This window comes from Kitasatospora sp. NPDC058406, from assembly GCF_042722765.1.
In the GTDB taxonomy this organism is placed as follows: Bacteria; Actinomycetota; Actinomycetes; order Streptomycetales; family Streptomycetaceae; genus Kitasatospora.
In genome coordinates this window covers 1-24,458 of sequence record NZ_JBHXKE010000141.1, presented here as the reverse complement: position 1 = coordinate 24,458, position 24,458 = coordinate 1, and the positions used below count along the sequence as shown (strand labels likewise).

Annotated in this window: 26 protein-coding genes and 1 pseudogene; 15 read left to right on the top strand and 12 right to left on the bottom strand. The window is 70.4% G+C overall.

What is annotated here, in order from left to right; all coding sequences use genetic code 11:
* Window positions 1-305: 305 nt before the first annotated feature.
* The 6 genes and pseudogenes from ACFWOG_RS25440 to ACFWOG_RS25415 form a co-directional block, all read right to left on the bottom strand.
* Window positions 306-629, bottom strand: a complete 324-nt coding sequence (locus tag ACFWOG_RS25440) for a MazG nucleotide pyrophosphohydrolase domain-containing protein (RefSeq protein WP_380361107.1) — start codon at window positions 627-629, stop codon at window positions 306-308.
* A gap of 94 nt (window positions 630-723) precedes the next feature.
* Window positions 724-1,947: a DNA glycosylase AlkZ-like family protein gene (locus ACFWOG_RS25435; protein ID WP_380361106.1), complete on the bottom strand. Its 1,224-nt coding sequence runs from the start codon at window positions 1,945-1,947 to the stop codon at window positions 724-726.
* Window positions 1,948-1,981: 34 nt separating this feature from the next.
* The gene (locus ACFWOG_RS25430) at window positions 1,982-3,292 is read right to left on the bottom strand and encodes a B12-binding domain-containing radical SAM protein (RefSeq protein ID WP_380361105.1); all 1,311 of its coding nucleotides are present in this window, start codon (window positions 3,290-3,292) and stop codon (window positions 1,982-1,984) included.
* A gap of 35 nt (window positions 3,293-3,327) precedes the next feature.
* Window positions 3,328-3,945, bottom strand: a complete 618-nt coding sequence (gene tmk / locus ACFWOG_RS25425; RefSeq protein WP_380361104.1) for a dTMP kinase — start codon at window positions 3,943-3,945, stop codon at window positions 3,328-3,330.
* A gap of 141 nt (window positions 3,946-4,086) precedes the next feature.
* Entirely contained in the window at window positions 4,087-4,233 is a 147-nt protein-coding gene (locus ACFWOG_RS25420; protein WP_380361103.1) for a hypothetical protein, read from the bottom strand.
* Between the two features lie 628 nt (window positions 4,234-4,861).
* Window positions 4,862-5,851, bottom strand: a pseudogene (locus ACFWOG_RS25415) (ABC transporter substrate-binding protein); the annotation flags it as partial.
* 102 nt (window positions 5,852-5,953) lie between these two features.
* Here ACFWOG_RS25415 and glnT point away from each other — a divergent pair.
* The 7 genes from glnT to ACFWOG_RS25380 all read left to right on the top strand — a co-directional run bounded on the left by glnT (window position 5,954) and on the right by ACFWOG_RS25380 (window position 13,311).
* The gene (glnT, locus tag ACFWOG_RS25410; RefSeq protein ID WP_380361102.1) at window positions 5,954-7,279 is read left to right on the top strand and encodes a type III glutamate--ammonia ligase; all 1,326 of its coding nucleotides are present in this window, start codon (window positions 5,954-5,956) and stop codon (window positions 7,277-7,279) included.
* Between the two features lie 48 nt (window positions 7,280-7,327).
* Window positions 7,328-8,203 carry a glutamine amidotransferase gene (locus ACFWOG_RS25405; RefSeq protein ID WP_380361101.1) on the top strand — a complete coding sequence of 292 codons (876 nt, stop codon included), beginning with the start codon at window positions 7,328-7,330 and terminating at the stop codon, window positions 8,201-8,203.
* Window positions 8,191-8,865 (top strand): glutamate synthase, encoded by a 675-nt coding sequence (locus ACFWOG_RS25400; protein ID WP_380361100.1) that lies wholly within the window; start codon window positions 8,191-8,193, stop codon window positions 8,863-8,865. Before ACFWOG_RS25405 ends, ACFWOG_RS25400 begins: the two co-directional genes overlap by 13 nt.
* Window positions 8,866-8,881: 16 nt before the next feature.
* On the top strand, window positions 8,882-10,201 hold the full coding sequence (locus ACFWOG_RS25395) for an FMN-binding glutamate synthase family protein (RefSeq protein ID WP_329875486.1): 1,320 nt from the start codon (window positions 8,882-8,884) through the stop codon (window positions 10,199-10,201).
* A complete protein-coding gene (locus tag ACFWOG_RS25390) occupies window positions 10,198-11,283 on the top strand; it encodes an FAD-dependent oxidoreductase (protein WP_380361099.1) in 1,086 nt (361 codons plus the stop codon). The genes ACFWOG_RS25395 and ACFWOG_RS25390 overlap by 4 nt, the downstream gene beginning before the upstream one ends.
* A gap of 26 nt (window positions 11,284-11,309) precedes the next feature.
* On the top strand, window positions 11,310-11,933 hold the full coding sequence (locus tag ACFWOG_RS25385; RefSeq protein WP_380361098.1) for a helix-turn-helix domain-containing protein: 624 nt from the start codon (window positions 11,310-11,312) through the stop codon (window positions 11,931-11,933).
* 100 nt (window positions 11,934-12,033) lie between these two features.
* On the top strand, window positions 12,034-13,311 hold the full coding sequence (locus tag ACFWOG_RS25380) for an ammonium transporter (RefSeq protein WP_380361097.1): 1,278 nt from the start codon (window positions 12,034-12,036) through the stop codon (window positions 13,309-13,311).
* 97 nt (window positions 13,312-13,408) lie between these two features.
* On the opposite strand, the gene ACFWOG_RS25375 is transcribed toward ACFWOG_RS25380, so the two are convergent.
* Window positions 13,409-13,606, bottom strand: coding sequence for a hypothetical protein (locus ACFWOG_RS25375; RefSeq protein ID WP_380361096.1), 198 nt, complete (start codon window positions 13,604-13,606; stop codon window positions 13,409-13,411).
* 995 nt (window positions 13,607-14,601) lie between these two features.
* On the opposite strand from ACFWOG_RS25375, the gene ACFWOG_RS25370 reads away from it, so the two are divergent.
* Complete coding sequence (locus ACFWOG_RS25370) at window positions 14,602-15,327, top strand: hypothetical protein (protein WP_380361095.1); 726 nt, start codon at window positions 14,602-14,604, stop codon at window positions 15,325-15,327.
* Window positions 15,328-16,469: 1,142 nt separating this feature from the next.
* Window positions 16,470-16,865, top strand: coding sequence for a hypothetical protein (locus ACFWOG_RS25365; RefSeq protein ID WP_380361094.1), 396 nt, complete (start codon window positions 16,470-16,472; stop codon window positions 16,863-16,865).
* A gap of 462 nt (window positions 16,866-17,327) precedes the next feature.
* Here ACFWOG_RS25365 and ACFWOG_RS25360 read toward each other — a convergent pair whose 3' ends face one another.
* Window positions 17,328-17,549: a hypothetical protein gene (locus ACFWOG_RS25360; protein ID WP_380361093.1), complete on the bottom strand. Its 222-nt coding sequence runs from the start codon at window positions 17,547-17,549 to the stop codon at window positions 17,328-17,330.
* A 236-nt stretch (window positions 17,550-17,785) separates the two neighbouring features.
* Here ACFWOG_RS25360 and ACFWOG_RS25355 point away from each other — a divergent pair, with 236 nt between their 5' ends.
* The gene (locus ACFWOG_RS25355; protein WP_380361092.1) at window positions 17,786-18,274 is read left to right on the top strand and encodes a DNA/RNA non-specific endonuclease; all 489 of its coding nucleotides are present in this window, start codon (window positions 17,786-17,788) and stop codon (window positions 18,272-18,274) included.
* A gap of 19 nt (window positions 18,275-18,293) precedes the next feature.
* Complete coding sequence (locus tag ACFWOG_RS25350; RefSeq protein ID WP_380361091.1) at window positions 18,294-18,836, top strand: SMI1/KNR4 family protein; 543 nt, start codon at window positions 18,294-18,296, stop codon at window positions 18,834-18,836.
* A gap of 35 nt (window positions 18,837-18,871) precedes the next feature.
* Here ACFWOG_RS25350 and ACFWOG_RS25345 read toward each other — a convergent pair whose 3' ends face one another.
* Both ACFWOG_RS25345 and ACFWOG_RS25340 read right to left on the bottom strand, forming a co-directional pair.
* Window positions 18,872-19,195, bottom strand: coding sequence for a transposase (locus ACFWOG_RS25345; RefSeq protein ID WP_380361090.1), 324 nt, complete (start codon window positions 19,193-19,195; stop codon window positions 18,872-18,874).
* Window positions 19,196-19,460: 265 nt separating this feature from the next.
* A complete protein-coding gene (locus ACFWOG_RS25340) occupies window positions 19,461-20,180 on the bottom strand; it encodes an HNH endonuclease family protein (RefSeq protein ID WP_380361089.1) in 720 nt (239 codons plus the stop codon).
* Window positions 20,181-20,818: 638 nt separating this feature from the next.
* Here ACFWOG_RS25340 and ACFWOG_RS25335 point away from each other — a divergent pair.
* The 4 genes from ACFWOG_RS25335 (at window position 20,819) to ACFWOG_RS25320 (ending at window position 23,333) form a co-directional block, all read left to right on the top strand.
* The gene (locus tag ACFWOG_RS25335; protein ID WP_380361088.1) at window positions 20,819-21,058 is read left to right on the top strand and encodes a hypothetical protein; all 240 of its coding nucleotides are present in this window, start codon (window positions 20,819-20,821) and stop codon (window positions 21,056-21,058) included.
* Window positions 21,059-21,715: 657 nt separating this feature from the next.
* On the top strand, window positions 21,716-21,925 hold the full coding sequence (locus tag ACFWOG_RS25330) for a hypothetical protein (protein WP_380361087.1): 210 nt from the start codon (window positions 21,716-21,718) through the stop codon (window positions 21,923-21,925).
* A 5-nt stretch (window positions 21,926-21,930) separates the two neighbouring features.
* Window positions 21,931-22,914: a helix-turn-helix domain-containing protein gene (locus ACFWOG_RS25325; RefSeq protein ID WP_380361086.1), complete on the top strand. Its 984-nt coding sequence runs from the start codon at window positions 21,931-21,933 to the stop codon at window positions 22,912-22,914.
* Window positions 22,911-23,333 (top strand): hypothetical protein, encoded by a 423-nt coding sequence (locus ACFWOG_RS25320; RefSeq protein WP_380361085.1) that lies wholly within the window; start codon window positions 22,911-22,913, stop codon window positions 23,331-23,333. Before ACFWOG_RS25325 ends, ACFWOG_RS25320 begins: the two co-directional genes overlap by 4 nt.
* Before the next feature lie 193 nt (window positions 23,334-23,526).
* Here ACFWOG_RS25320 and ACFWOG_RS25315 read toward each other — a convergent pair whose 3' ends face one another.
* Both ACFWOG_RS25315 and ACFWOG_RS25310 read right to left on the bottom strand, forming a co-directional pair.
* Window positions 23,527-24,111 carry an RICIN domain-containing protein gene (locus ACFWOG_RS25315; protein ID WP_380361084.1) on the bottom strand — a complete coding sequence of 195 codons (585 nt, stop codon included), beginning with the start codon at window positions 24,109-24,111 and terminating at the stop codon, window positions 23,527-23,529.
* 46 nt (window positions 24,112-24,157) lie between these two features.
* A complete protein-coding gene (locus ACFWOG_RS25310; protein WP_380361083.1) occupies window positions 24,158-24,334 on the bottom strand; it encodes a hypothetical protein in 177 nt (58 codons plus the stop codon).
* Between the last annotated feature and the right edge of the window lie 124 nt (window positions 24,335-24,458).

The window sequence follows — 24,458 nt, the reverse complement described above, 5'->3', positions numbered from 1 at the left end:
GGCCTTCGGCATGCCCCACACCCGCACACGACCACTACGCGTTACCAACATCATCGACCCGGCTCAGCAGGGCCCAACTGAAACGCGGAGGCTAGACGACGGGGGGATGTACGAGCGGGTGATCGCTGTGAACGGTCTGGACGAGGAGCGGCTGATGCGGGTCGTCGCCTGACAGGACGGCCACAGCGGTTCCCCGAATCACAAGGGCAGTGCCCGCCGGCGTGATGAGGACGGCGCGGACGCGCTCCTTCGGCATGATGGCCTCCGAGGTGGCTCTGAGGGCAGTTACTTGGCCTACCAGCCGCTCAGGCTGGAACCCAGGTGCGTGTCTCGTTGACGGCTTCCTTGTTTCGGAGCGCGTCGGCGAGGTCGATGTCCAGGCGGTTGGCGATGGCGCAGACGTAAATAAGCACGTCGGCCAGCTCCTCGCCGACCGCGCCGACCTTCGAGTTCGGGTCGAGCCGCATTCCCTCACTCTTGCGGATGGCTTTGAAGACCTCGCCGACTTCTTCGCCGAGCTGGAGGCATTGCTCGATAACCGGCCGACCACTGAACCCTCTCTCGACTTCCATGTCAGCTACGTATTGCTGAATTTCTTCGAGCGACTGGTTCTTTTCGAGGGGAAGCACGCAGAGCCTCGCTGTACGGTCGGGTCCTCAGAGCGTCGGGGCAGCAGGTTAGCAGTCAATTCATGATCGCCTGCGCGGGTTCCCTGACCGGTCGTCATGCCTGGCCGGGGCTCGCCGGCAGATCCAGCTGGCCCGGAATCGTGGGTGTGCGGCCGGGCCTGCTGGAGGTCCAGCCCTGCCGCAGGACTCGCGTGAGGCGGTCGGCGTGAGCCTTCGTGGCGGTTCGGATCTGCGGGGTGGTCCGCCCTCTGGCCAGGTTCGTGGTGACTCGGCGCCCGGCTTCGTCCCAGGCCCAGGTCCCGATGACCTGGCCGTCGTGGAGGACCGTGGGCAGGACCTCGCCGATCTGGTTGAAGGCACGCCGAGCAGGGAGGTCCGTGAGGTAGCGGGGGCGGGTCTCGAAGTACGCCTTGAGTGCGACGTCTTCGTGGGCGAGGAAGTTCACCCCGCTGCGGTGGCTGTCCGGCTCGGCGGCCAGGAACTCGTCGAGGCGGTCGGCGAACATGTACTGCGGCTGGTCGCTCCAGCTGGTGGTCACCGCGACGACCTCGCGGGTGCCGGCGGCGAGCGCGGCGGTGATGGCGGCCCGGGACAGTGCCGACCACCAGACGGCGTCGGCGAGGGAGGCCGGGCCGTAGCGGTCGAAGTACGTTTCGATCAGGAGGGCCGTCGCCTGCTGCCGGTCGAGGCCGAGATCGGCTTCGGGGTACGCCTGCTTGGTCAGGGCGAAGGTCCGCAGCTCCCGGTTCCAGGCGTCGGAGGCGTTCAGGTACGCGATGCCTCCTCGCTCCCAGGACAGCTTGAGGGCAAGGCGTGCCTGCGGGGTGCTGATGGCGCGCCGGGCGAGGCGGCCTTCGATCTCGCGGTGATGGAGGGGGCCGTGCGCGTCGAGGAGGACCGCGAGTTCTTCGCCGGCCGCTTCGACGTCCGCAAGGTGCTCTTGGCCGTTGACGACGGCCCGTAGGGCGTCGCGCTCGCGGTAGTGGCGGGTGGCTGCGTGGGCGGCGGAGGCGAGTTCCAGGGGGAGCGTGTGGAGGGTCTTGCGCATGCAGCGCACCGTCATGACGCGCTCGCGCGTGGGTTGGGTGAACAGGCTGGTCGCCACGTCCGCGCCAGCGCTGCGGGCGGCGACGGTGGCGAACGGCGAGGGGAGGCGTGCGGCGTGCAGGCCGAGGCTGGCCCGCGCGATCATCTCCACCGAATCGAATCGGGTGTCGTCCGCGAGACCCTGGCGCCGCAGGGTCCAGTTCCACAGACCCCGCGACGCCGCGTCGTCCAGCGAGTGAATTGTTAATTCAGAACTGAAAGCCGTGGGCATGGGCGGATCCTAGCACGAGCACGCCGCCGCAAATTCACCCCTGCGAATTCCACCCGGCTTCCACGAATTCCCGAAGCCTGGCGTGTGAGGTTTCGACTTCCGCCCATTGCTGGTCGTTTCCCCACCACCTTTCGTCATTATGGTGGATGTGGAATTTCGACCAGTTGCCGTCCCAGTCGGGCTGGAGGTGGGTGCCGCGGACCCCATGGAGGTCGGCCTGCTCGTAGACCTCGGTGCCAGGCAGGGGCACGAAGCGGAACAGGGAGACCCTGGCGACGGCGGCGCCGAGCTCTTCGAGGAGGCTGACGGTCTCCTCGGTCGTCTCGGTGTTCTCCCCGGGGAAGCCGTGGATGACGAAGACCTTCGCGGCGATCCCCGCGTCGTTGGTCAGGTGGATGGCCCGCTTGATCTGCTCCCGCTTGGTGTTCTTGCGCATCGCCTTCAGCAGACGTTCGCTGCCCGACTCCATGCCGTACTTGATCTCGATGCAGCCGGAGCGGGCCATCCTGGCGATCAGCTCCTTGTCCACGGTGTCGACCCGGGACAGGGCCGACCAGCGCAGGCGCAGGTGGGCGATGTGGTCGCAGATGTCTCCGACCTTCTGCCTCGCCACGATGAAGTTGTCGTCCACGATGGCGAAGCCCTCGATGCCGTACGCCTCAACCAGGTGCTCCAGCTCGGCCAGGGCGCTCGCGCCGCTGCGGTACTGGATGCGGGTCTGCCCGGCGGCGCAGAACGAGCACGGGAACGGGCAGCCCCTGGAGAGCATCGTGTGCGCTATCCGCAGGTTGGTGCCGGCGAGACGGTCGGTGATCACGATGTCCTGCCGCGGCAGGAGGTGGCGGGCCGGGAGCGGGAGGTCGTCTATGTTGCGGATCAGCGGCCGTTTGGCGGTGCGCCGGATCTGGTCGCCGTCCGGGTAGAGGATGCCCGGCACTGCCGCTAGGTCGCGGCGGCGGTGCTGCGCCAGGATGGCCAGGATCGTCTCCTCCGACTCCCCGTCGGCGGCGACGTGGGCGCCGAAGTCGCGCAGGCTGGACTCGGGGTAGAAGTTGCAGTGGACGCCTCCGACCATCACCAGGGCGTCGTCGCGGATCGCGGACTGCCGGCGGGCCTGGAGCATGACGCCGTAGGTGGCCGAGGACGCCAGGCTGAACCCGACGGCGTCGAAGCCGCTCAGATCCAGCGCGGTCCGGTGGGGTGTGACCTTCTCGATCACCACCTCGTGCCCGGCCTGCTCGCAGACCGCGGCCAGATACAGCACCCCGAACGGGGGGAACTCCTTGCGTTCCTCGCGGAAGCGCGCCATGTCGTAGACCTCGGGGTACAGCAACGCGACTCGCATGTGTCTGCTCCTTCTTCGGTCCCGGAGTTCTCTGTTCACAGGCTGAGCCGGGCGGACACCAGCCGGGCGATGGCCTGCTGCACCGCCTCGGCGTCCTGGCTGCCGATGTCGTAGCGGCAGACGGGGTAGCCCTTGGCGGCCAGTTCGTCGGCCACGCGCTCGAAGAGCTCCACTTCCCGTCGCTTCACCGGATCGTCGGCATGATGAAAGCGGCTGTGGTTGCCGCGCTTGGCAGCCCGTTCGGCGCACAGCTGCCAGGCGCCGGTCAGGAAGACCGCCAGGGTCGGCCACGGCAGATCCCGGTGGGTGCTCCAGACGAAGTCGGCCGGAACCCCGTCGAGTTGGTCGAGCACCAGGGAGGACGGCAGGTAGCGGTCGCAGACCACCACTTCGCCGCGCCCGAGGGCCGGGGCGATCATGGTCTCCACGTGGTGGTACCGGTCGGCTGCGATCAGGCACGACAGGACCCGCCCGTGGAAGTCGTGGGTGCCGAACCGGGCCAGCGCGCCGATCTGCCCGCCGGAGGGCTCGGTGGTGCACGCCACCGTTCGCCCTCGTTCGGCGATGAATTTCTCCAGGAACCGGGCCAGGGTGGACTTGCCCACCCCGCTCGGCCCGTCCACCGTGATGAACACGCCCGTGTCGCCGTCCACACCGACCACCCCCACCAGGGACCGCAGTTCTGCCGACTCTCCATGAGAGCGCGCCCTAACTCGAAGCAGAAGTGAGCGAATTGGGGATTTTCTGGGATTTCGGATGGGACGGATCTGGTACCGGGCTGGGACTTCCCCAGGTCAGGCGGCCCCGAGGAGGGCGCGTACGGCCTGGAGGTAGACGGCGTAGACGGTGGGCAGTTCCGCGAGGCTCGCCCGCTCGTCGATTCCGTGCAGTCTCTCGTACGGCACACCGAACCCGGCGGTGCTCCGGATTCCCTCCCTCATCAGGAGGTTGCCGATGTTCGAGGGCCCTGCCACCTTGGCCCCCACGTCCAGCCCAAGGTTCCGTGCGGCGGCGAACAGAGCTGCTGCCGGTTCGTCGTCCGGCCGCAGTCGGAAGGGAGCCAGCAGGCGACCTGCACCACCTCCGTCGAGCGGGGCACCGGCAGGTCGGCGTCGAGCCGGGCAGCGGCCTTGCGGACCAGTTTCTCGGCATCCCCGGTGGGCCGTGAGGCGCCGGACGGCGCCGCCGACCCCGAATCCGGCCGGGCGCCCCTCCGGCAGGCGTTCCACCGCCTCACCGCTCCCGCCGGCGGCGACCGGCGACGCAGCGCCCGCAACGCCGGAGCGGGGCGGGAACCGCACGTCCCGGCGGTGCGACGCCTCCTGCTTCAGCCGGGGCCGCAACCACTCGGAGTCACCGCCAGGCCAGGGACGCTCGACGGCACCACCAGCCGGATCCGCGCCGCCTCCAACAGGCGTCGCGGATCCGAGGAGAGGAACGCAACGAGGCCTTCTACGGTCCGGCGACGGGCGGACGCCGCCCCGCCCTCCGCGCCGAGGGGGCAGTTGGAAGGCCCAACGACCGCTGTGCGCTCCGGTCTGCCCGTACCCGGCAGGGACGGCTGCGCCGTCAGGAGGACGGGGCGGGCTTCGGCGGGACGGTCTTGTCCCAGTTCTCCTTGACGACTTTGCGGGCCTGTTCCAGCTGTGCCGGGTTGGGGAAGCGGGGTGTGCCCTCCACGGTGGGCAGCGTGGCGGCGAGGTTCGTGTCGAGGGTGCCGTTCTTGGCCATGGCGTCCATCTGGGCCGGGCGGGCGTAGCCCACGAGTCGCAGGTTCTGACCCTCGGGGCTGGCGAGGTACTCCTCCCACAGCCGGGCCGCCGCCGGGTGGGGGGCGTCCTTGTTGATCGCCTGGGCGTAGTACTGGGAGAAGCTGCCGTCGAAGGGGATGGCGACCCTCCAGTCCACCCCTTGGCCGCGCAGGGCGTCGACGTGCTGGAGGTTGAGGTAGTCCCAGTCGATGGAGATCGGCGTGTCGCCTTTGACGATCGACTCCGGTACGGGGTTGCCGGTGTTGTAGTTGCCCACGGCGGCGAGCCGGCCGAAGTAGTCGATGCCCGGCTGGATGTCGTCGAACGAGCCGTTGTTGGCGAGGGCCGCGGCGTAGACGCCGGCGAAGGCCGATCCGGCGGTGTTGGGGTTGCCGCCGTTCAGCGCGACCATGCCGTTGTACTCCGGTTTCAGCAGCTCGGCGAAGGAGACCGGGCAGGTCCTTACGCGGGCCGCGTCGCAGCCGATGGACACATAGCCGCCGTAGCTGTTGTACCAGCGGGCCTGGGGGTCCTTCTGGTTCTCCGCGATCTGCCCGTAGGCGGCGACCCGGTAGGGAGCCAGCAGTCCCTCCTCGGCGGCTGCTACGGCGAAGGAGTCCCCGAGGTCGAGCACGTCGGGTGCCCGCTCCTGACCGCGGTAGCGCTTCATGTCGTCGATCTCGTTCTGACTGTCACCGTTGGGATTGTCGACGGTGACCTTGATCCCGTACTTCTCCTCGAACCCGTCGATCAGACCGCCGTAGTTCGCCCAGTGCCGCAGCAGCGTGGTGGCGGTCAGAGCCCCTTGGGCTTACCAGGAGCTTCCACGGTGGAAATCCCCCGGTAACGCCACGTGCGTCTACTGATAGGCAACGATGGATCACTGCAGTAGACATCCTGGGAGGGATTCATGGCGACCGCCATCCCCGATCTCGCCGAGTTGGTTCGCGCCGACGGCATCGAATTCGTCCTTGCCGTCTTCGTGGACCTGACCGGAAAGCCGTGCGCCAAGCTCGTCCCGTCCCAGGCCGTGGAGGAACTCCGGGACGCGGGCGTCGGTTTCGCCGGATACGCGGCCGGTGCGCTCGGCCAGCAGCCCGGCGATCCCGATGTCGTCGCACGGCCGGATGCCTCCTCCTACACGCCCGTTCCGTTCGTCAAGCCCGGTCTGGCCCTGGTCCACTGCGATCCGCATGTGGAGGGGGAGCCCTGGCCGTACGCTCCGCGGGTCATCCTGCGCAGGGTGGTGGAGCGGGCCGCGGGGCGGGGGCTGTCCCTCTCGGTGGGGGCGGAGGTCGAGTACTTCCTGGTGAGCCGGGACGCGCACGGCGTGCTGAGCGTCGCCGATGCCAGGGACACGGCCGCCCGGCCCTGCTATGACGCACACGGACTGACCCGGATGTACGACCATCTCACCGCCGTGTCCTCGGCCATGAACGCCCTCGGCTGGGGCAACTACGCCAACGACCACGAGGACGGCAACGGCCAGTTCGAGCAGAACTTCCGGCATGCCGACGCCCTCACCACCGCCGACCGGGTCATCACCATGCGGTACCTGGTGTCGGTCCTGGCCGAACAGCGCGGCATGACCGCCACGTTCATGCCGAAGCCGTTCGCCGACCGTACCGGCACCGGCATGCACCTGCACCTGTCGCTCTGGCGGGGTGACGACCCCGCGTTCCCCGACGCCACCGACGGGCGTGGCCTCGGCCTCTCTCCGCTCGCCTACTCCTTCGTCGCCGGGATCGTCGAGCACGCGCGGGCCCTGCAGGCCGTCATCGCGCCGACGGTCAACTCCTACAAGCGCACCGGCGCGGTGGCCACCCGCTCGGGTGCCAGCTGGTCACCGCGCATCGCGGGGTACGGCGGTAACGACCGCACCCGCTTCGTGCGGGTCCCCGACGGCAATCGCATCGAGCTGCGCGGCGGGGACGGCGCTGCCAATCCCTACCTTGCCGCCGCGGTCGCCCTGGCCGCCGGCCTCGACGGCATCGACCGAGGCCTCGACCCCGGCGAGCCGGGCGAGCCGGGCGCGGGCGGGAAGGGGCCCGAGCTCCCGCCGACCCTGCTGCACGCCGTGGAGGCGCTCCAGGCCGATGACGTGGTCAGCGGCGCCCTGGACGTGGCCGGGAGCGGCGTGAGCCGGTACTTCGCCGATCTCAAGCGCGAGGAGTTCTTCGACTGGCACGCCACGGTCGGCCCCTGGGAGCTCGACCGCTATCTGACGGCCTTCTGACCGGTCCCCGAACGTCGTCCGCTTCGCCGTTCTCTGAAGGGATTTGAGATGTGCGGAATCGTGGGGCTCCATCTGCGTGAGCCCTCGCTCGAACCTCGGCTCGGTGAGCTCCTGACCGCGATGCTGGGGCAGGTCGTCGAACGCGGGCGGGACTCGGCCGGTGTCGCGGTCTACGGTGACCCGCGCCTGTCCCCGCCGGGACGGGCCGCCGTCTCGCTGCTCGGCGTCACGCCGGCCGACGCGCGGGCCGCACTGCCGGGCGCCGTGGCCCTCGCGGCCGACGCCACCACCGTCGTTCACGCGGACCTCTCCGTCGCCGGGCTGCTCGCGGCCGTCGCGGACGCGCTGCCGCGGGCGACCGTCATCGGCTCCGGCATCGGAATGGCCGTACTCAAAGGCACCGGGAACCCCGTGGAACTGGCCGAGTCCTTCGGGCTCGCGTCGGTCACCGGCCGGCAGGGCGTCGGCCACACCCGGATGGCCACCGAGTCCGCCGTGACGCCCGAGGGGGCCCACCCGTTCTCGGTCAGCCCCGGCCAGTGCCTGGTGCACAACGGCTCCTTCGCCAACCACGCCACCATTCGCCGTGAACTGCGTTCCCGAGGAATGGAGTTCGACAGCGAGAACGACTCCGAGGTCGGTGCCCGCTTCATCGCGCACCAGCTCTCGGAAGGCGCCGATCTGGAGAGGGCGCTGCGGCTGCTGTGCGAGCGGTTCGACGGCTTCTACACCCTGCTGGTGTCCACGAGCGACTCCTTCGCCGTCGTCCGCGACGCCATCGCCTGCAAGCCGGCCCTCGTCGCCGAGACCGACGGGTGGGTCGCGATGGCCTCCGAGTACCGGGCCCTGGACGTCCTGCCGGGCATCGAGAACGCCCGCATCTTCGAACCCGAGCCGGAAGAGGTGTACGTATGGCAACGCTGATCGATCTGGCCGAGACCCCGGTGCGCGAGCTCAACCGGGCTCTGCACACGCCCTCGGCCACGGCCTGGCGCATCCTCAATCCGCGCGGCGCCCACGCCGTGGCCTGCGGAATCCGGGAGGAACTCGTCGTGGACGTCGAAGGCCACGTCGGTTACTACTGCGCGGGAATGAACCAGCGGGCCACCGTCACCGTCCACGGGAACGCCGGGACCGGCGTCGCCGAGAACATGATGTCCGGCACGGTGCGTGTGCGTGGCAACGCCTCCCAGTCCGCCGGCGCGACCGCCCACGGCGGCCTCCTGGTGATCGACGAGGACGCCTCCGCCCGGTGCGGGATCTCCATGAAGGGTGTGGACATCGTGGTGGGCGGAAACGTCGGCCACATGAGCGCGTTCATGGGCCAGGCCGGGCGGTTGGTGGTCTGCGGCGACGCGGGAGACGCCCTGGGAGACTCCCTCTACGAGGCGCGCATCTACGTCCGCGGGACGGTCAGGTCACTGGGCGCGGACTGTGTGGAGAAGGAGATGCGGCCCGAACACCACGCCGAGCTGGCCGAGTTGCTCAGCGCGGCCGGGCGGGGCGAGGATCCGGCCGACTTCCGCCGGTACGGATCGGCCCGCGAGCTGTATCACTTCAAGGTCGACAACACGTCATCCTACTGAGGGAGTTCGAGGAAACATGGAACCCGCATCACACGGCCTTCGCGAGTCCGCGACCTTCGATCGCGCCACCATCCACGCCATCCAGCGTGCCGCCGAGACCGGCGTCTACGCCATCCGCGGCGGAGGCGCCAAGCGCAGAGTTCCGCACTTCGACGACCTACTGCTGCTCGGCGCGTCCATGTCCCGCTATCCGCTGGAGGGCTACCGCGAGAGCTGTGGCACGGACGTCGCCCTCGGCACCCGGCACGCCTCGCACCCGCTGCGGCTGAAGACACCCGTCACCATCGCCGGCATGAGCTTCGGGGCGTTGTCCGCCCAGGCCAAGGAGGCGCTCGGCCGTGGGGCCAGCGAGGTGGGCACCTCGACGACCACCGGTGACGGCGGCATGACCCCGGAGGAACGCGGCCATTCCCAGCACCTCGTCTACCAGTACCTGCCGTCCCGGTACGGTATGAACCCCGACGACCTGCGCGCCGCCGACGCCATCGAAGTCGTCCTCGGCCAAGGCGCCAAGCCCGGCGGCGGGGGCATGCTGCTCGGTCAGAAGGTCACCGAACGGGTCGCCGGCATGCGGACGCTGCCCGTCGGCATCGACCAGCGCAGCGCTTGCCGCCACCCCGACTGGACCGGCCCCGACGACCTCGCCATCAAGATCCTCGAACTGCGCGAGATCACCGACTGGGAGAAGCCGGTCTACGTGAAGGTGGGCGCGGCCCGGACGTACTACGACGTCAGGCTCGCGGTCCAGGCCGGTGCCGATGTCGTCGTCGTGGACGGCATGCAGGGCGGCACGGCCGCCACTCAGGACGTCTTCATCGAACACGTCGGCATCCCCACCCTGGCCGCCCTGCCCCAAGCCGTACGGGCACTGCAGGAGTTGGGTGCCCACCGTGAGGTCCAGCTGATCGTCTCCGGCGGCATCCGCAGCGGCGCCGACCTGGCGAAGGCGCTCGCCCTGGGCGCGGACGCCGTCGCCATCGGCACGGCCGCCCTGATCGCCCTGGGCGACAACCACCCGAAGTACGACGCCGAGTACCGTCGGCTCGGCTCCGCCGCAGGCTACTACGACGACTACCAGGACGGCCGCGACCCCGCCGGCATCTCCACCCAGGACGAGGAACTCTCCGCCCGCCTCGACCCCGTGGAGGCCGGTCGGCGACTCGCGAACTACCTCCGCGTGATGACGATGGAGGCCCAGACCCTCGCCCGCGCCTGCGGCAAGGCACACCTCCTCCACCTCGAACCCGAGGACCTGGTCGCCCTCACCATCGAGTCCGCCGCCATGGCCCGCGTCCCGCTCGTCGGCACCCGGTGGATCCCCGGGGAGGGCCTGTGATCGCCGTCGTCGGCGCAGGCCTGATGGGTGCCGCCACCGCCTGGCAACTGGCCCGCCGCGGCCACGAGGTCACCCTGATCGAGGCGTACGACATCGGCCACCGGCACGGCAGTTCACACGGCAGCTCCCGGATCTTCCGACGCGCCTACGCCGACCCCTTCTACGTCGGCCTGACCGGCAAGGCGGCCGAGAAGTGGTGCGAACTGGAGCGCGACAGCGCAACTCCACTGCTGCGCACCACCGGTGGCCTCGACTTCGGGGAGCGACGTGACCTGGAGAGCCTGGCCGCCGTGCTGGGCGCGGCCGGAGTGCGCTGCGAGGTACTCGGTGCGCCGGCCGCCGCGGAACGCTGGCCCTACATCCGCTTCACGGGCCCGGCGCTGTACCACCCGGACGCGGGTGTCATCGACGCCGACGGGACCGTCGCGGCGTGTGTGCGCAGGGCGACCGAGCACGGTGCGGACATCTGGCCCGGCGTACGCGTCACGGGCATCGACGTACCGGGCGCGGTGGTGCTGCGTACGGACGACGGACGTGAGCTCACCTGCGACACTGTGGTCGTGGCCGCCGGTGCGTGGCTGCCCGGCCTCGAACTGCCCGTCACGCTGCCGCCGCTCAAGGTGACCCAGCAGCAGGTCTTCCACTTCCGGCAACGGGAGCCGTCCGTGGCCTGGCCGGTCCTGGTTTGCAAGGACGCGTCTATGCAGGTCTTCGGCCTGCCCTCCGGCGCCGACGGCGGCGCCCTCCCTGCCGTCAAGGTCGCCGAACACGACCGCGGCACTCCCACCACGGCAACCACCCGTACCGGCATCGTCGACCCGTCGTCGCGGATCCGTGTGAGCGCATTCGTCCATGACCGGCTCCCGGGCCTCGACCCCGACCCGGTCGCCGGGACGACCTGCCTCTACACCACCACCGTTGACGACGAGTTCGTCCTCGACCGCCACGGCCCCTTCGTCATCGTTTCCGCGTGCTCCGGCCACGGCGCGAAGTTCGCCCCGGTCATCGGCGCGATGGCCGCCGACCTCGCCACCGGCCGCGCACGGCCCCACCCCCGCTTCCGCCTGGACCGCACGGCATAGGGGTTCGAACAGAATAGGATGCGTCGGTGACAGAGCGCGCCGAGCACACCGAACCCGCAGCGGACTCCGACGACACGGCCCTGGAGCGCATCATCGCGATCCGGGCCCGCGGGTACCGGCAGGCATCCGGTCTGTCGGTCGGTGAGATGGCGCGGCGGGTCGGCATCTCCAAGGCCATGCTGTCGAAGATCGAGAACGCTCAGACCGCGTGCAGCCTCACCACGCTCTCCCGGCTCGCGCGCGGTCTCGACGTCCCGGTCACCGCCCTCTTCCGCGGCATGGACGACGAACGCGAGGCCGTCTTCGTCCCCGCCGGGCACGGCGCCCGCATTGTCCGGCGCGGCACCCGCATCGGCCACGAGTACGCCCAGCTCGGCTCCCTGCGGGGCGCTCACAAGCGCATGGACGCCCTGCTGGTCACCCTCACCGAGTCCAGCGAGGTCTTCCCGCTCTTTCAGCACGCCGGAACCGAGATCATCTACATGCTCGAAGGTGTCATGGTCTACGGCCACGGGAAGTCCAGCTACACCCTGCGCTCCGGTGATGCCCTCCAGTTCGACGGCGAGGCCCCGCACGGTCCGGAGCGGCTGGCCGAACTCCCCATCCGCTTCCTGGCGGTGACGGCCTTCGGGGACAGTCCCCAGCACTGAAACCCGGCCTTAATCGGCCGCGGAGGGATTCGTAACGCACCGCGTGTCTACTGCCGTGAAACATAGTTTCCTTCTGCTGGACTTCTCTGGGAGCGTGCGCATGGACACCGGAAGTACCGCTTGGATGCTCGCGAGCACGGCACTCGTCTGTCTGATGGTGCCGGGCCTCGCGCTCTTCTACGGGGGCATGGTCGCCGCGAAGAGCATCCTCAACATGATCATGATGACCTTCGGGTCAGTGGCCCTGGTGGGCTGCATCTGGGTGCTCTACGGCTTCTCGGCCTCCTTCGGTGATTCGATCGGCGGCGCCGGGATCCTCGGTGACGTCACCGAGTACGTCGGCCTGAGCGGGGTGACGGCGGACGACCCGGACGCCGTCATCCCGCTTTCCGTCTTCGTCGCCTTCCAGGCCCTCTTCGCGGCCCTCACCGCCGCCCTGATATGCGGCGCGATCGCCGACCGCATCAAGTTCGGTGCCTGGATGGCCTTCACCGGCATCTGGGTGACGCTGGTCTACCTGCCCGTCGCCCACTGGGTCTTCGCCTTCGACGGGAAGGACGTCGTGGGCGGCTGGATCGTCAACAGGCTCGGCGCGGTCGACTTCGCCGGCGGTACGGCCGTCCACGTCAACTCGGGCGCCGCGGCCCTGGCCGTGATCCTCGTCCTCGGCAGACGCATCGGCTGGCAGAAGACGGGAGGCCAGGCGCGGCCGCACAACCTCCCCCTGGTGCTGCTCGGCGCGGGCCTGCTGTGGTTCGGCTGGTTCGGTTTCAACGGCGGCTCCGCGCTGACCTCCGGCAACACCGCCTCCGTCGCCGTGCTGAACACCTTCACCGCCACCTGCTCCGCGATGCTCGGCTGGCTCCTCGTCGAGAAGCTCCGCTACGGCCACCCCACCAGCCTCGGCGCCGCGTCCGGTGCGATCGCCGGCCTCGTCGCGATCACGCCGTCCTGCGGTGCGGTCTCCCCGCTCGGCGCCCTCGCGCTCGGCGCCATCGGCGGCGCGGTGTGCGCCCTTGCTGTCGGCCTGAAGTACAGGTTCGGCTACGACGACTCCCTCGATGTCGTGGGTATCCACCTCGTCGGAGGCATCACCGGCACCGTGCTGGTCGGCTTCCTGGCCACGGCGGACGCCCCCAACGCCGTCGACGGCCTGCTCTACGGCGGCGGCCTCTCACTCCTCGGCAAGCAGGCGATGGGGGCCCTGTCCGTACTGGCGTACTCCTTCTGTGTGACCTGGCTGATCGCCAAGGCGCTCGACAAGACGATGGGCCTGCGGGTCCGCCCAGAGGTGGAGCAGGAAGGTGTCGACGTCCACCTGCACGCGGAGAGCGCCTACGACCTCACCCACGCACCGAGCACGGCCCCGGCGGCCTGAAGCCTCCGCGGCGCCGGACGACCGCAGCTGACCCCACAGGTCACAGCAGCGGCCCGCCACTCCCGGGAAGGGAGCGGCGGGCCACCGGGCCGGACGGCTACGCCTGGAACTCGGCGCTCTTCACGCCGTAGACCGTGGCGTTCGCCGGCCGGTTCTTCTCCAGCTCGTCGGCCAGCTGCGTCCACCCGTCGCCGCGCCGCACCACGTCGAGGAACGTCCCCAGCGCCGCCCTGTCGTCCCACAGCTCCTGCGCCGCGCTGATGATCAGCGACTTGAGCCGCTCGTTCCCGCTCACTGCGTTCCCTCCCGGTCGTTCGACACGCACAGCCCTACCCGCCGCTGATCGCAGCCGAACTCCGCCGCCGGAACCGCGCGCGGCCACGCACACCGGGACAGGCCACGACGCAACGGACACGGCACCGCACGTCGGCGGACCGACCGGTCAGTGCTGCATTCTTCAGCGCTGCATCTGCGGGCGCAGCGCCCGGGTTCCGTTGCTGCCACGAAACGCCGCTGCACTTCGGGGGCCCTGCCCGGGCGGGGGTTTCGTGGCGGTGACGAAACCCGCCGGCGTGCTGCACGGTCCGGCGCGCGGGCCCGGTTGTTCCCGTGAGCGGGGACCCGGAGCCGGGTGCGATGCAACGAAACCCGTAGGGTCAGCGGTAATGATCGTGGATCAGCCAGCCCTTGTCGACCTGCCGCTGCGGCCCCCGGGGGACTGCGAGGGGTGCGGCCGCGCGCTGCAACCGGCCGGCACCGGGCGCCCGCCCCGGTTCTGCGGCCCGACGTGCCGCTCGGCCGCGCACCGCCGCCGCGCCAAGGCCACACCGGAAACGCCGCAGGCCACCGACCCCACAGCCCCGGCCGAGGCGTTGCCCGGGCGCCGGGCGCGGCTGCTGGAGGGCGCCGACGCGGTCACCGCCGCCACCGTGGCGCCGGCCGACGCCCTCGACCAGGGCGACGACGCCGACCGGACGGCGGCCGCGCTGCGGCTGCTGCTCGCCGCCGCCACGCAGCTGACCGGCCGCGCCGCCATGGAGGCCGGACCGGTGGTCGGTGCAACGAAACCCCGGCCCGTCGGCGAGGGAGCGCCGACCCTCCCGGAGCCCCGGAGCGACGACTTCCGTGGCGGCGACGAAACTCCGCCCGCCCGGCCGGAGCCCGACGGGCCCGCGTTCCGTGGCAGCAACGAGACCCCATCCGCTACCAACGGGCCGGTGCCCGCACCGGCCCGCCCGGCCCCGCACCCACGCTCGCCCACCCGGACGACAGCGACCTGCACTGGACGCGGTGCTGCGTGCCACCTCCGACCCCGCGCGCCGCTTCGGCACCCCGGACCGCACCGACGACCTCGCCCTTTCCTTCGGACCGGGCTGGACGACGTCGTCCTGGTCCACGCCGCAGGCCGCCGCCGTTCACCAGCTGCACCACCACGGCACCCCTGTCGGCTGGGCCGCGCCGCTCGCCGACGGCCTGTGGGGCTCGGGTGGTTGGATCGCGGTGCCACACCTGGCCGACGGCCGCGCCGAGCTGCTGCTCGCAGGCCTCGGCCGGCCCCTCACCCATCGCGACCGGAGCGAGGCCCTCGACGCGCTGCGCAGCGCCCGTCTGACACCGCCGGCCACCGCCACGCGAACCCCCGACAGCGTCCGTCCGGCGCCGCGGACCTCCGGGTGGATCGGCCCGCGTGCGGCCGAGCCCGGCCTGGTGACGGTGCCTCGCGACCCGGTCCTGCGCGGCCTGCCCGACAACGACGCCCACCGGCCGCTCGACCCGGCCGTCTTCGGCGACTACTGGCAGCTGCTTGGGCTGGGCCATGCAGCCGGACGTGTGGCTGGTGAGGGCGGAGGGCCATACGGTGGGCTGGGTCGAGCGCGGCGGCGTCGGCCCGGCCCGGTGGGTCGCGGTGTACGAGGGCTACTTCCTCGGCGACCCCGCCACCCAGGAACCGATCCTGCACGACACCCCGAACAGGCTGCCCACACCGTCATGAAGGCCTACCTGCAACAGGTGTAACCGACCGCCGGCCCGGCCAGGGGGCCGAGGGCGGCATGGGTGTTGCCGGACACCGTGACGGAAATCTTGATACCGCAGGTCAAGGAGCGGCGGCGGCGCGGCCGCTTCCGGTGAACTGCCCGTTGCCTGCGCCGAGGCTCCGGAGGCCGGCGGCGTCACCGAGGATTTTGCGCGTCGCCGCGGTCCTGGGGTGATTACGGTCGCGGACAAGCCGAGAGGACAAAGCCCTGGCCAGGTCGAATCGGGCGGGACGACGCGCTGGCCCCACGGTCCGGTCAGACCGTGGACAGGGCGGGTGGACGTTCGTTGTCCGGCATACCCGAGCGGCCGCGGAAGCGCCCGGGTGGCGCGCCGGGACGCCCGGTTGACCGTCTCCGGGTGGCAGGCCGCGCGAAGGGGCACTGGCTTTTGCCAGAAGCACTCGTTCGCATACATAAGGATGCTCGGTCGCCGCCCGTCCCCGACACGATCCGCCATGCCATAAGGCCATCCGAGATTCAGGAGACCCCGATGACTCGCCCCCTCCTCCCGCTACCGCCCACCAGGGCGCCGAGCCCCGACACCGACACCCCTGACCCCGACCCGACGGCCACCCCGCACCCCGACACGGATCCTGGCAGGGACCTGACGACAGCGATGATGAGCGCGGCGGCGGACCGACCCGTCGAGGACGTCGCCGACCTCCTGTGCCACCTGAACGGCAACCGCACATCAGCTCTGACCCCGGCTCTTCACCAGGCGGTCGCCGCCCGACCGGTCGAGGACCTGGTCCGCCTCCTAGCGCTCCTGCGCCCCCGCGACCGGACCGGCGCCGACCAGATCCTGCGCACCGCCGTCCTGAACAAACCCACAGACGACGTCGCCCGACTGAGCGCCCTCCTGGCCACCGAACCCGACACCGGAATCCGAGCGGCCCTCCACACGGCGGCATCGCTGCGCCCCGTGCGCGACGTCGCCCACCTCGCCATGCTGCTCCAACCCGCCACCACTGCCCCCGGCAGCCCCACGGTGAGGATCAAGACACCGACCGCATCGGGGCCCACCCCGACACCGAAAGCGGTACAGAGCCACCGTTCGAGGCCGGACCGCAGACGCCGCCGCGGATCCTCTCACCCGCGAGAGCGCGCCGAGAGCATTCGTTCGTGCGGTGGCTGGCCACCGCCTCCCTGGTGGCAACCGGCGTGCTCCACCTGCCACTCGCACTCTCCCAAAGGGAGCGGGACCCCGCCGCCACCACCGTCATCGCGGCCCTCACGGCCCTGTGCCTGCTCGTCGCCCTCGTCCGAGCCCGACGTGACGCGCCCTTGGGCTGGACCGCCGCAGCCGCCACCGGCGCGACCGCGCTCACGGGCTACCTACTCGCCGACGCCCTGCTCCTTCCGGACGTCACCGGAGCCCTCGCCGAATGGCAAAGCCACCTCGGACTGGCCGCCCTCCTCTGCGAGACGGCCGTCATCGTCCTGGCCATCGCCAACACCGCCACCAACAGGCCCCGCCGAAAGGCCAACGACAGCGTACCGACCACCCTCCGAGCCTGACCCCCGCCACCGTCGCCCGCTACGCCCAGGAGGCCAGACCGGAGATACCGGTCCTCCTCGCGGGCACGGGCGCGGTCGGCCCGTCGGCGCGCCGGGGTGCCACCAGGGGCGGGCCGGCGGCGGAGCGGGGGGGGCAGCGTGTGATCGTTCATGACCGGTCAACGTGCCTGCGGTGGGCCGGGGTGCGCGGTGCGGGGCGCCCCGGGGCCGGCAGCTCTGCCGGATGGCATGTTCGCGGCCGAAATACTGCAGGTCACAGGTCTGTTCGCCAGGGGCGGGCGGGGTTAGCATTCCCGTCACAGCAGCTCCACTGCCCCCCTATAGCGGGCTGCTGAGCACCGGTCGTCGGGGATGCGACCGGTGTCTTCCCCAGGCCGGGACCCCGGGCTCCCCCCGTTCCCGCGGTCCCGGCCGACCACGCCCGCCGCTCACCTGGTGGGCGCCGCAGGGGCCGGTGACGGGTCAGGCCGCGGGGCCGGTGTCGCGGGCGGCCTGCTTCAGCTTCATCTGCGCCTTGTGGCGGTTCTCGGTCCGGGCCCAGTACGGGTGGGCGTGCAGTTCGGCGCCGACCGTGATGAACGCGGTGCGCGTCTGGTCGGTGGGGTCGGCGGCCAAGGCGGCCTCGGCGGCGTACCAGCGGCGCTGGAGTTCGAGCAGGTCAGCGGGGAAATCAGTGTCGGACACCGCCACATCGTAGGTCGCACGTGCGTACGTTCCGGGGAATGCCCCCGGTGTCCGGTCCGAAGCCCGGGGCCGGTCCCGGGCGGTGTCGGCGGGGTCGCGGCTTCCCGGGTGAGCGACCTGCCCTTCCGAACAACCGGGTCCGGGCGATAGACATCGGCAATGGGGGACGCGCGACAGGCGTGACGGCGTGTCTCGACCAGGACTACCTCCGTAAGAACCCGGGTAGCGACACCCAGGTGAAGCAGGGGATCAAGCCGGCCGGCTACGACTGGGCGCGCAACCAGGTGTCCTACTGGGGCGGGAAGGCATCCGCTGTGAATGCGTGCCACATCCTCGGAAAGCAACTGGGTGGTTCCGGTACTAATCTGGCGAACCTATTCCCTTGCGGAAGTGACGCAAATTCCTATGTCGGGAAGCGTGGGGCCGACACTGATCACCTGGGGCGGATAACCAGCATGCTGAGTTTTGAGGATCGGGTGAAGGCGCAGATCGAGAACAAGAGGGTCGTTCTCTATCAGGTGACCCCGCACTATGCTGGGGGGAGGCTCGCCCCCTATGAGATCGAGATGGCCTATGTGGCATGGGATCGGAACGGGCGTCTGGTTGGTGCCAGTTCGGACACCGTTTCGAATCTGATCTACACGGCCGGAAGCGGCTGGAAGAATCTCGGCCTGTCGATGGACAGTCGATCGGGCGAGGACGCCGGGTTGTTCGGCGATGGGTGACGAGGAAAGACGAGAATTCATGCACCAGATGATCGGTCGCTTGTCCGGCATCCTCGGGATTTCGGAGGCTCGAGGTGATGTCGTCGACTGGGAGGAACTTGCGCGGAGCACGGGCCTGCGGGTTCCGGCGGACTACCGGGACTTCGTCGCGGTGTTCGGCGGCGGTGAGCTGAACGAGTACCTCGCGGTCCGCATCCCGGCGGCGGAAGGCTGCCCCGAGAGCGAACTGCTGGACGGACTCGGGTTCGATCCGCGGGAGGAACCGCAGCCGGACGGCGGAGCCGGCGCTGTGGAGCTGTCCGAGGAGGGCAGGCTTCTTCCCTTCGCGACGAACGTCAACGGTGACGTGGCGTTCTGGATCTGCGACTCGCTCGATCCCGAGAGCTGGGACGTCGTCGTCTTCAGGCGCCAGGTGTCGTACGGAACCGACCCGTGGCGCCGGTACGGGATGGGTTTCGGCGAGTTTCTCGTCGGCGCTCTGGACGGGGCGCTGCCCAATCCCTTCAGCGACGGTTCCTGGAACCTTCCCCCGCACGAGTACCGGAACTGGCGGCAGGACTGACGGCCTCGCCTTGACTCCGAAGCTTCTGTAGATCGTCAGGCTGCAGGAGACGGCCCGGTCGCGTCGCTGAAGGCGCTGGCGAGGTAGCGGTGGACCTCTCTCGCGACGAAGCACTCGAGGCATCTGAAGAAGATGTCCTTCGTCCTGAGTCCATCGAGGGTGCGTCGTGCCACGCAGTCGCGTGTTCGAGGGTCGTGACGCATGCGGACCGGCACGATTGTGTGCAGCGCGCGGTTGGCCTGGCGGTCTCCGCCGCGGTCGGGCCGGTGGCGGTCGGTGCGCCCGGACGAGGCCGGGACGGGTACGGCGGCGCAAGCGAGGCCGTCGACCTGCTGCGCCCCGAGATGGCCACCGGACACCCTCTCAACTTCCCGGCCCGGGATTGTCCTGGAGGGACCAGGTCAGCACGGTCCGGCCGAGCGGCGTGATCTGCGCGGCCCACTCGGGCCTTTCCCCGCCGGTGGCGAGTGTATCGAGGCCGCCGTCGGGTGCGAGGTCGCACAGGCCCCGCTCGGCGACGGCCCGAACCGCCGTGGCGGCCCGGGGATCACCGGTCGGCCCGCCCCGCCTCTGGCCGGCCGGACCCTCCACAGGGAGTGGAGGGTCCGGCCGGCTCGGGCGTGACTACGGCGCGCTCTCGTAGGGGACTTCGGTGGTGGTGCAGTTCTGGGCGATGCGGGCGAGGGCGTCGTGCTCGCGTTCGTCGGCGGCGAGGTTCCAGCGCAGCTTGGTCGATACCCACTCGGAGGCGTAGCGGCAGTGGACGGGGCCGTTGAGCGGGGGGAGCCAGTCGGCGGGATCCTTGTCGCCCTTGGCGCGGTTGGACTTGGCGGTGACGGCGACCAGGGTGAGGGGGCTGTTCTGGTCGTTGGCGTAGGCCTCGCGGCGCTCGGGGGTCCAGGCGTAGCCACCGGAGTCGTGGACTTCGGCGAGCGGGACGATGTGGTCGACGTCCAGGCCGGAGGCCGAGGCGACGACGACGCCGTCGTAGTAGGAGTACCACTCGCCGCCGGTGAGCTTGCAGCCCGGTTCGACGGTGGGTGCGACGACGGCCTCGGAGAGGATCACCTCGGCCCTGGTGTTGCATCCGTCGGTGGGGTTGAGGCCCTTGTTCCAGTGCTTGTACAGCTCGCGCTTGTAGCCCTCGCGCTGCTCGTCGGCGACGGGCAGGCGCTCGACCGCTTCGGGCAGCAGGAGCGGGGCCTGCGCCCGGGTGTGGAAGGCGACGGGGGCGGTGCTGGCGACGGGGGCTTGGACGGCGTCGGCGGGTACCGCGGTCGCCAGTGCGGGGAGGAGGGCGAGGGCGATGGCGGGCAGGGTCCGGGGCAGCAGGTTCTTGATCACGGCCTGGTTATAGCCGCGTTGCACAGGGAGGTGACAGTACGTGGGGTGGGGGTTCGTCCGATCGGGTGGCGAGGTTCACCGCAGAAACGATCACGCTCCGGGTGTGCCGGTACCGGCTCTCGGCGGGCGGTGAGGGACCAGCGGGTCTTCAGGATGGTCCAGTCGGTGAGGTAGGTGCACAGGCGTAGTGGGCGGTCGGGGGCACAGTAGAGGCAGCCGCAGCTCTCGTGAACCTTCGCTGTCCCCGACCCTCGAGCGTCGCACCGCCAGCTCTCTTGGAGTGTCTGTTTCTCCGGCGTCGGCAGCTCGTCGCAGGAGTGACTCCGTGCCTTCCGCGTCGCCGGCCATCCCACGGAGCTCGGCCAATCCGATCGGGGCGTTTGTGTTGTGAGCGTCTGCGGTCCGCCGACACGGCTGTTCCGCGCCCTCGGCGTCTCCTGCCTGTCTGCGCAGCCTCGCCGGAGCGCGGACCAGTCCGGGCACGGGTCGGCCTCCGCGCACCTGCGCGAGGGGCGGTCACGGCGGCGCAGGCGTTCGCCCCGGACCCGGTGAAGGACTGCAGCGAGGCGATCAAGGCCGTCGAGTCGGCGGCCCATGCCACACTCCGGCCCCGCAATACCAAGGCGACGCTCGGCACCATGCACGGAGAGCTGCAGCAGATCGCACCCAAGCTCGTCTTCGAGATCGAGGGCGCCGGCGCGCAGCACGGCGTCGAGATGGTGCGCGGAATGGTGAGGGTGCTGTGGGACGGGCGGACCAGTCGTCACGGGAGCCTGGGGCCGACCCGCAAGGAGACGCGGTCCGAGGTGGTGGCGGCGGTCCACCTGGCCGGGACGTTGGTCCAGTACTTCTCCTCCGGCGCGATCCGCCGCGCGTAGCGCCTCGCGCGGTGCGCGAAGGGGCGGAGCGCCAGGCGCGCCACGTGGGGATCTCACCGTCCGGGTGATCACCGGTGGACATCCGGGTCGCGAGTACCGTCGGCATCGCCGACCGGTCGGCGCCGGGGAACAAGTGGCAGGGACGGCGAGAGGGTGGTGCACCAGGGGTGCCCACCCTCTCTGGGGTCGCGCGGCAAGACGCGACGCCCGATCCCTCGCGCGGTGTAGCCGCTACGCCAGGGAAGCTCCGAGTATGGCCGGATCCGGCGCTGGAGACAGCGTGTCATCGTGGAGCCGCATCGGCAACGCAGTCTCGGCCGGAAATAAATCAATCACCGGGGTTTAGCCCCTCCGCCGGCCAGAGGCTAACGCAGTGACAGCTCTGAGCTGGCGGAATGCGGCTGCGGCGGATGGTGCTCCCTTGTTGTTCGATTTCCATGCGGCACAGTTTCGTGGTTGTTCATGAATCAATCGCACGCCTGCTCGCGATACGGATTGTGATCGCCGCGTCACCGGTGAGAGGATCACACCGGTTCGACGCTCAGGGGACGGCAAGCCCCTGTCGGGCCGTCAGGTGTAGCCGATGCGTCAGTCGCGTCCGCTCGCGGGCGCGACTGATGCTGATTCATGGGAAGTGACATGCGTTCCATCACTGCTGTGCCCGCATCCGTTCCGGACCGGCCGGGCCGCCTCCTGACGGGAACGGAGACGGCACTCGTCGTCGTCATCGTGCTCGTCGCCACCGTCCTCGTGCTGGGCGGTCTGCCGATGTTCGCGGCGCTGGAGTTCGTCGGCGCGACCACCTACCTGGCCTGCCGCACCGTCAAGGGCCTGCGCACACCCGCCGCCGCCGTCGACGCCGGCTGACCCGCGTGGGACGGCGTGAGAACGCCGTCGCCGCCAACACACGGGAACTCGGAGCGCTGGCGACCTGGCTGCGCGAGCAGCGCCGGCGCTCCGGCAACCCCGCGTACACGGCGATGGCCGAGCAGACCACCTACTCCCCGTCGGCACTCTCTCGTGCAGCCAGCGGCACCACCGTGCCCTCGCTCAACGCCGTCGAGGCATACACCCAGATCTGCGGAAGCGACCTGCGCGAAGCACGACGCCTCTGGAGAGCGGCGCGCTGCGCCGAACAGAAGCGCATCCGGCTGCAGCACGGCCTGGCCAGCGAGGGCACCGAGGGCGTCGTCGGTGTCCTGGCGGTCAAGCTCTCCGCCCACCTGGCCACCCGCCCACAGCTTATCGACAGCTTCGGGCAACTGCGCTGGGCGATGATCGAACTCAGAGCCAGGAGCGGGCAGCCGTCGCTGGCCAGGATCGAGAAACTCGCGGGCCACCGGCCCGACGGATCCAACCACCTGCCCTCCAGCAGCCTCGGCGCGATCCTGCGCCTGCAGGCCGTTCCTCTGCGAGACCACGTCACCGCCTTCGCCCGGGCCATGGGGGCCTCCGAGGTCGTGGTGGAGAAGTGGGGTGCCGCCTGGGACCGGGCAGCCGGCCGGAGCAACCAGTCGGGCAGCCCCGGCCGATCGGCGGCTGCCCGACGCCCCACCGCGCAGCGCTTCATCGAGGTCCGGATCCGCCCGCTCCCCACTGAAGGCCCGGCCCACGGCTCCGACTTCACCCCCGAGGACATCGCTTTTCTGCGCAGCCACGCACCCGCAGACCTACGGGGGATCGGCCCGTGCCGACCACTTCCCCCGGCCGGCTACACCTCGGTCGGCCTGCCCATCCGCGTCCCGCGCCTTCTCGACCGCCTGCGCCTACGCGGCCGACGACCCGAGCCTCGCATCGTCATCGGGATCCCCCGCGCCATGGCCACCGCCCACCCGCAGAACCGCGGCTGCCCATGACACTCACACCCCACCACCGCACCAAGCCCCGAAGGCACCACCGCCCGACACTCGACCTCATCGCCTTACGCGACCAACACCTCCACCACTACCTGCGATACGCAGCCCTGCTGCTCCCCTCCGCCATCGCCTGGCAGGCCGTCCACGACGCCTTCGAGGACCTGGCCCGACGATGGCCCGACGTCCTGAGCACCCCCAGTCCCACTGCCTGCGCTTGGCAAGCGGTACGCCACCATGTCGGCGCCGCCACCGACCCCAGCTTCCTCGGTCCCCTTGCTCACCTCACCGCACCTGAGCAGGACGTCCTGATGCTCCACGTGGTGCTCGACCTTCCGCCGGCCGAGGTGGCTGTGCTGACCGGCAGGGATCCGGCTGCCGTCCATGTTCTCTTGCGTGCCATCACCCGTCGATCGGGATGACCGCGAGGTCCGCGCCCGATACCAAAGCACCGGATGGGCCCCGCCCGCGATCCATGGGGCGGCAGCGGCCTCGATCCGATCGCGCGCCCCGGCCGGCAGATCACGGGCCGGAGCGGCGAGCCGGTCGAGCCTCGTGGAGCACCCGGCCGCCGACGGCCGCAACTGGTGTCGGCCGGCGGCGTGAGCAGGGTCTTCAGACTGCCTGGAGCGAGAAGGCGCCGGCCCGGGTGCTGGACTGGACCAAGTGGGCCCGGCGGGTGGTGAACTGGTTCTCCTCCACCGCCACCCAGAAGCCGTCGTGCTGGACCTGCATGGCGAACGTGCCGGTGGCCGGGTCACGGGAGAGCCAGAACGTCTGGCTCCTGGTGATCCAGCCGTTGCAGTCGCCCTCGCCGAACCAGTTCCCCTCTCCCCAGTAGCCGCCGAACAGGGTGAGGCACCGGCCGTTCAGCCTGGACTTGAAGATGTAGTGGGCGGTGTCCGTGCTGCCCGGCCAGTGGCAGACCCGCCACTGCTGGTTGGCGCCGCCCCAGTAGTCGTACTGGACCACCGCCCCCGGGTTGTCCGGCCCCTGCGAGATGTCGAAGACCATGCCGTCGGACGTGTTGATGCGGTAGTGGCCGGGGTCGCAGATCCATCCGTCCGCGGTCGGGTCCGGCGAGGCCGACGCGGGTACGGCGGCCGGCAGCACCGCGGCGAGGGCGGTGAGGACGACGGCGCCCAGCGCGCGCAGTGGGCGCCCGGGGTGGCTGCGGGTGGAGCGGCGAGTCCTAGTCACATTGTCTCCTCTGTTCTGTTCGGTCCGTGGTGGGGGCGTGGCGGTGTCAGCAGCCCAGACGCTGCTGGGCGGCCCGGCGCAGCGTGCCGGCGGTCTCGGGCGCGGTGCAGGTGATGGTGCCGACCTCCGGTACCTCGAAGGTGGTGAACGTGCCGATGCCCCCGTTGAGGGCGTTGATCCAGATGCCGGTGGAGGGTCCTGTCTGTGCGCAGATGTACTTCACCCACTCGCCCTGGACGCGCCGGGTGCCGCCTAGGTGTACTGACCACGGAGGTTGGTGACAGGGCTCACGGCGTGGTGATCTTGAAATGAGTGAGGGCCTTCTGGCTCGGTGTGGATTGCGACAT

What these genes read in the sequence shown, in the direction of transcription:
- ACFWOG_RS25420 (WP_380361103.1), bottom strand. Translation starts at nt 4,233, where the DNA reads ATGAGGGAGGGAATCCGGAGCACCGCCGGGTTCGGTGTGCCGTACGAG.
- ACFWOG_RS25435 (WP_380361106.1), bottom strand. Translation starts at nt 1,947, where the DNA reads ATGCCCACGGCTTTCAGTTCTGAATTAACAATTCACTCGCTGGACGAC.
- ACFWOG_RS25335 (WP_380361088.1), top strand. Translation starts at nt 20,819, where the DNA reads ATGCACGGAGAGCTGCAGCAGATCGCACCCAAGCTCGTCTTCGAGATC.
- ACFWOG_RS25320 (WP_380361085.1), top strand. Translation starts at nt 22,911, where the DNA reads ATGACACTCACACCCCACCACCGCACCAAGCCCCGAAGGCACCACCGC.
- glnT (WP_380361102.1), top strand. Translation starts at nt 5,954, where the DNA reads ATGGCGACCGCCATCCCCGATCTCGCCGAGTTGGTTCGCGCCGACGGC.
- ACFWOG_RS25400 (WP_380361100.1), top strand. Translation starts at nt 8,191, where the DNA reads ATGGCAACGCTGATCGATCTGGCCGAGACCCCGGTGCGCGAGCTCAAC.
- ACFWOG_RS25380 (WP_380361097.1), top strand. Translation starts at nt 12,034, where the DNA reads ATGGACACCGGAAGTACCGCTTGGATGCTCGCGAGCACGGCACTCGTC.
- ACFWOG_RS25350 (WP_380361091.1), top strand. Translation starts at nt 18,294, where the DNA reads ATGCACCAGATGATCGGTCGCTTGTCCGGCATCCTCGGGATTTCGGAG.
- ACFWOG_RS25405 (WP_380361101.1), top strand. Translation starts at nt 7,328, where the DNA reads ATGTGCGGAATCGTGGGGCTCCATCTGCGTGAGCCCTCGCTCGAACCT.
- ACFWOG_RS25430 (WP_380361105.1), bottom strand. Translation starts at nt 3,292, where the DNA reads ATGCGAGTCGCGTTGCTGTACCCCGAGGTCTACGACATGGCGCGCTTC.
- ACFWOG_RS25395 (WP_329875486.1), top strand. Translation starts at nt 8,882, where the DNA reads ATGGAACCCGCATCACACGGCCTTCGCGAGTCCGCGACCTTCGATCGC.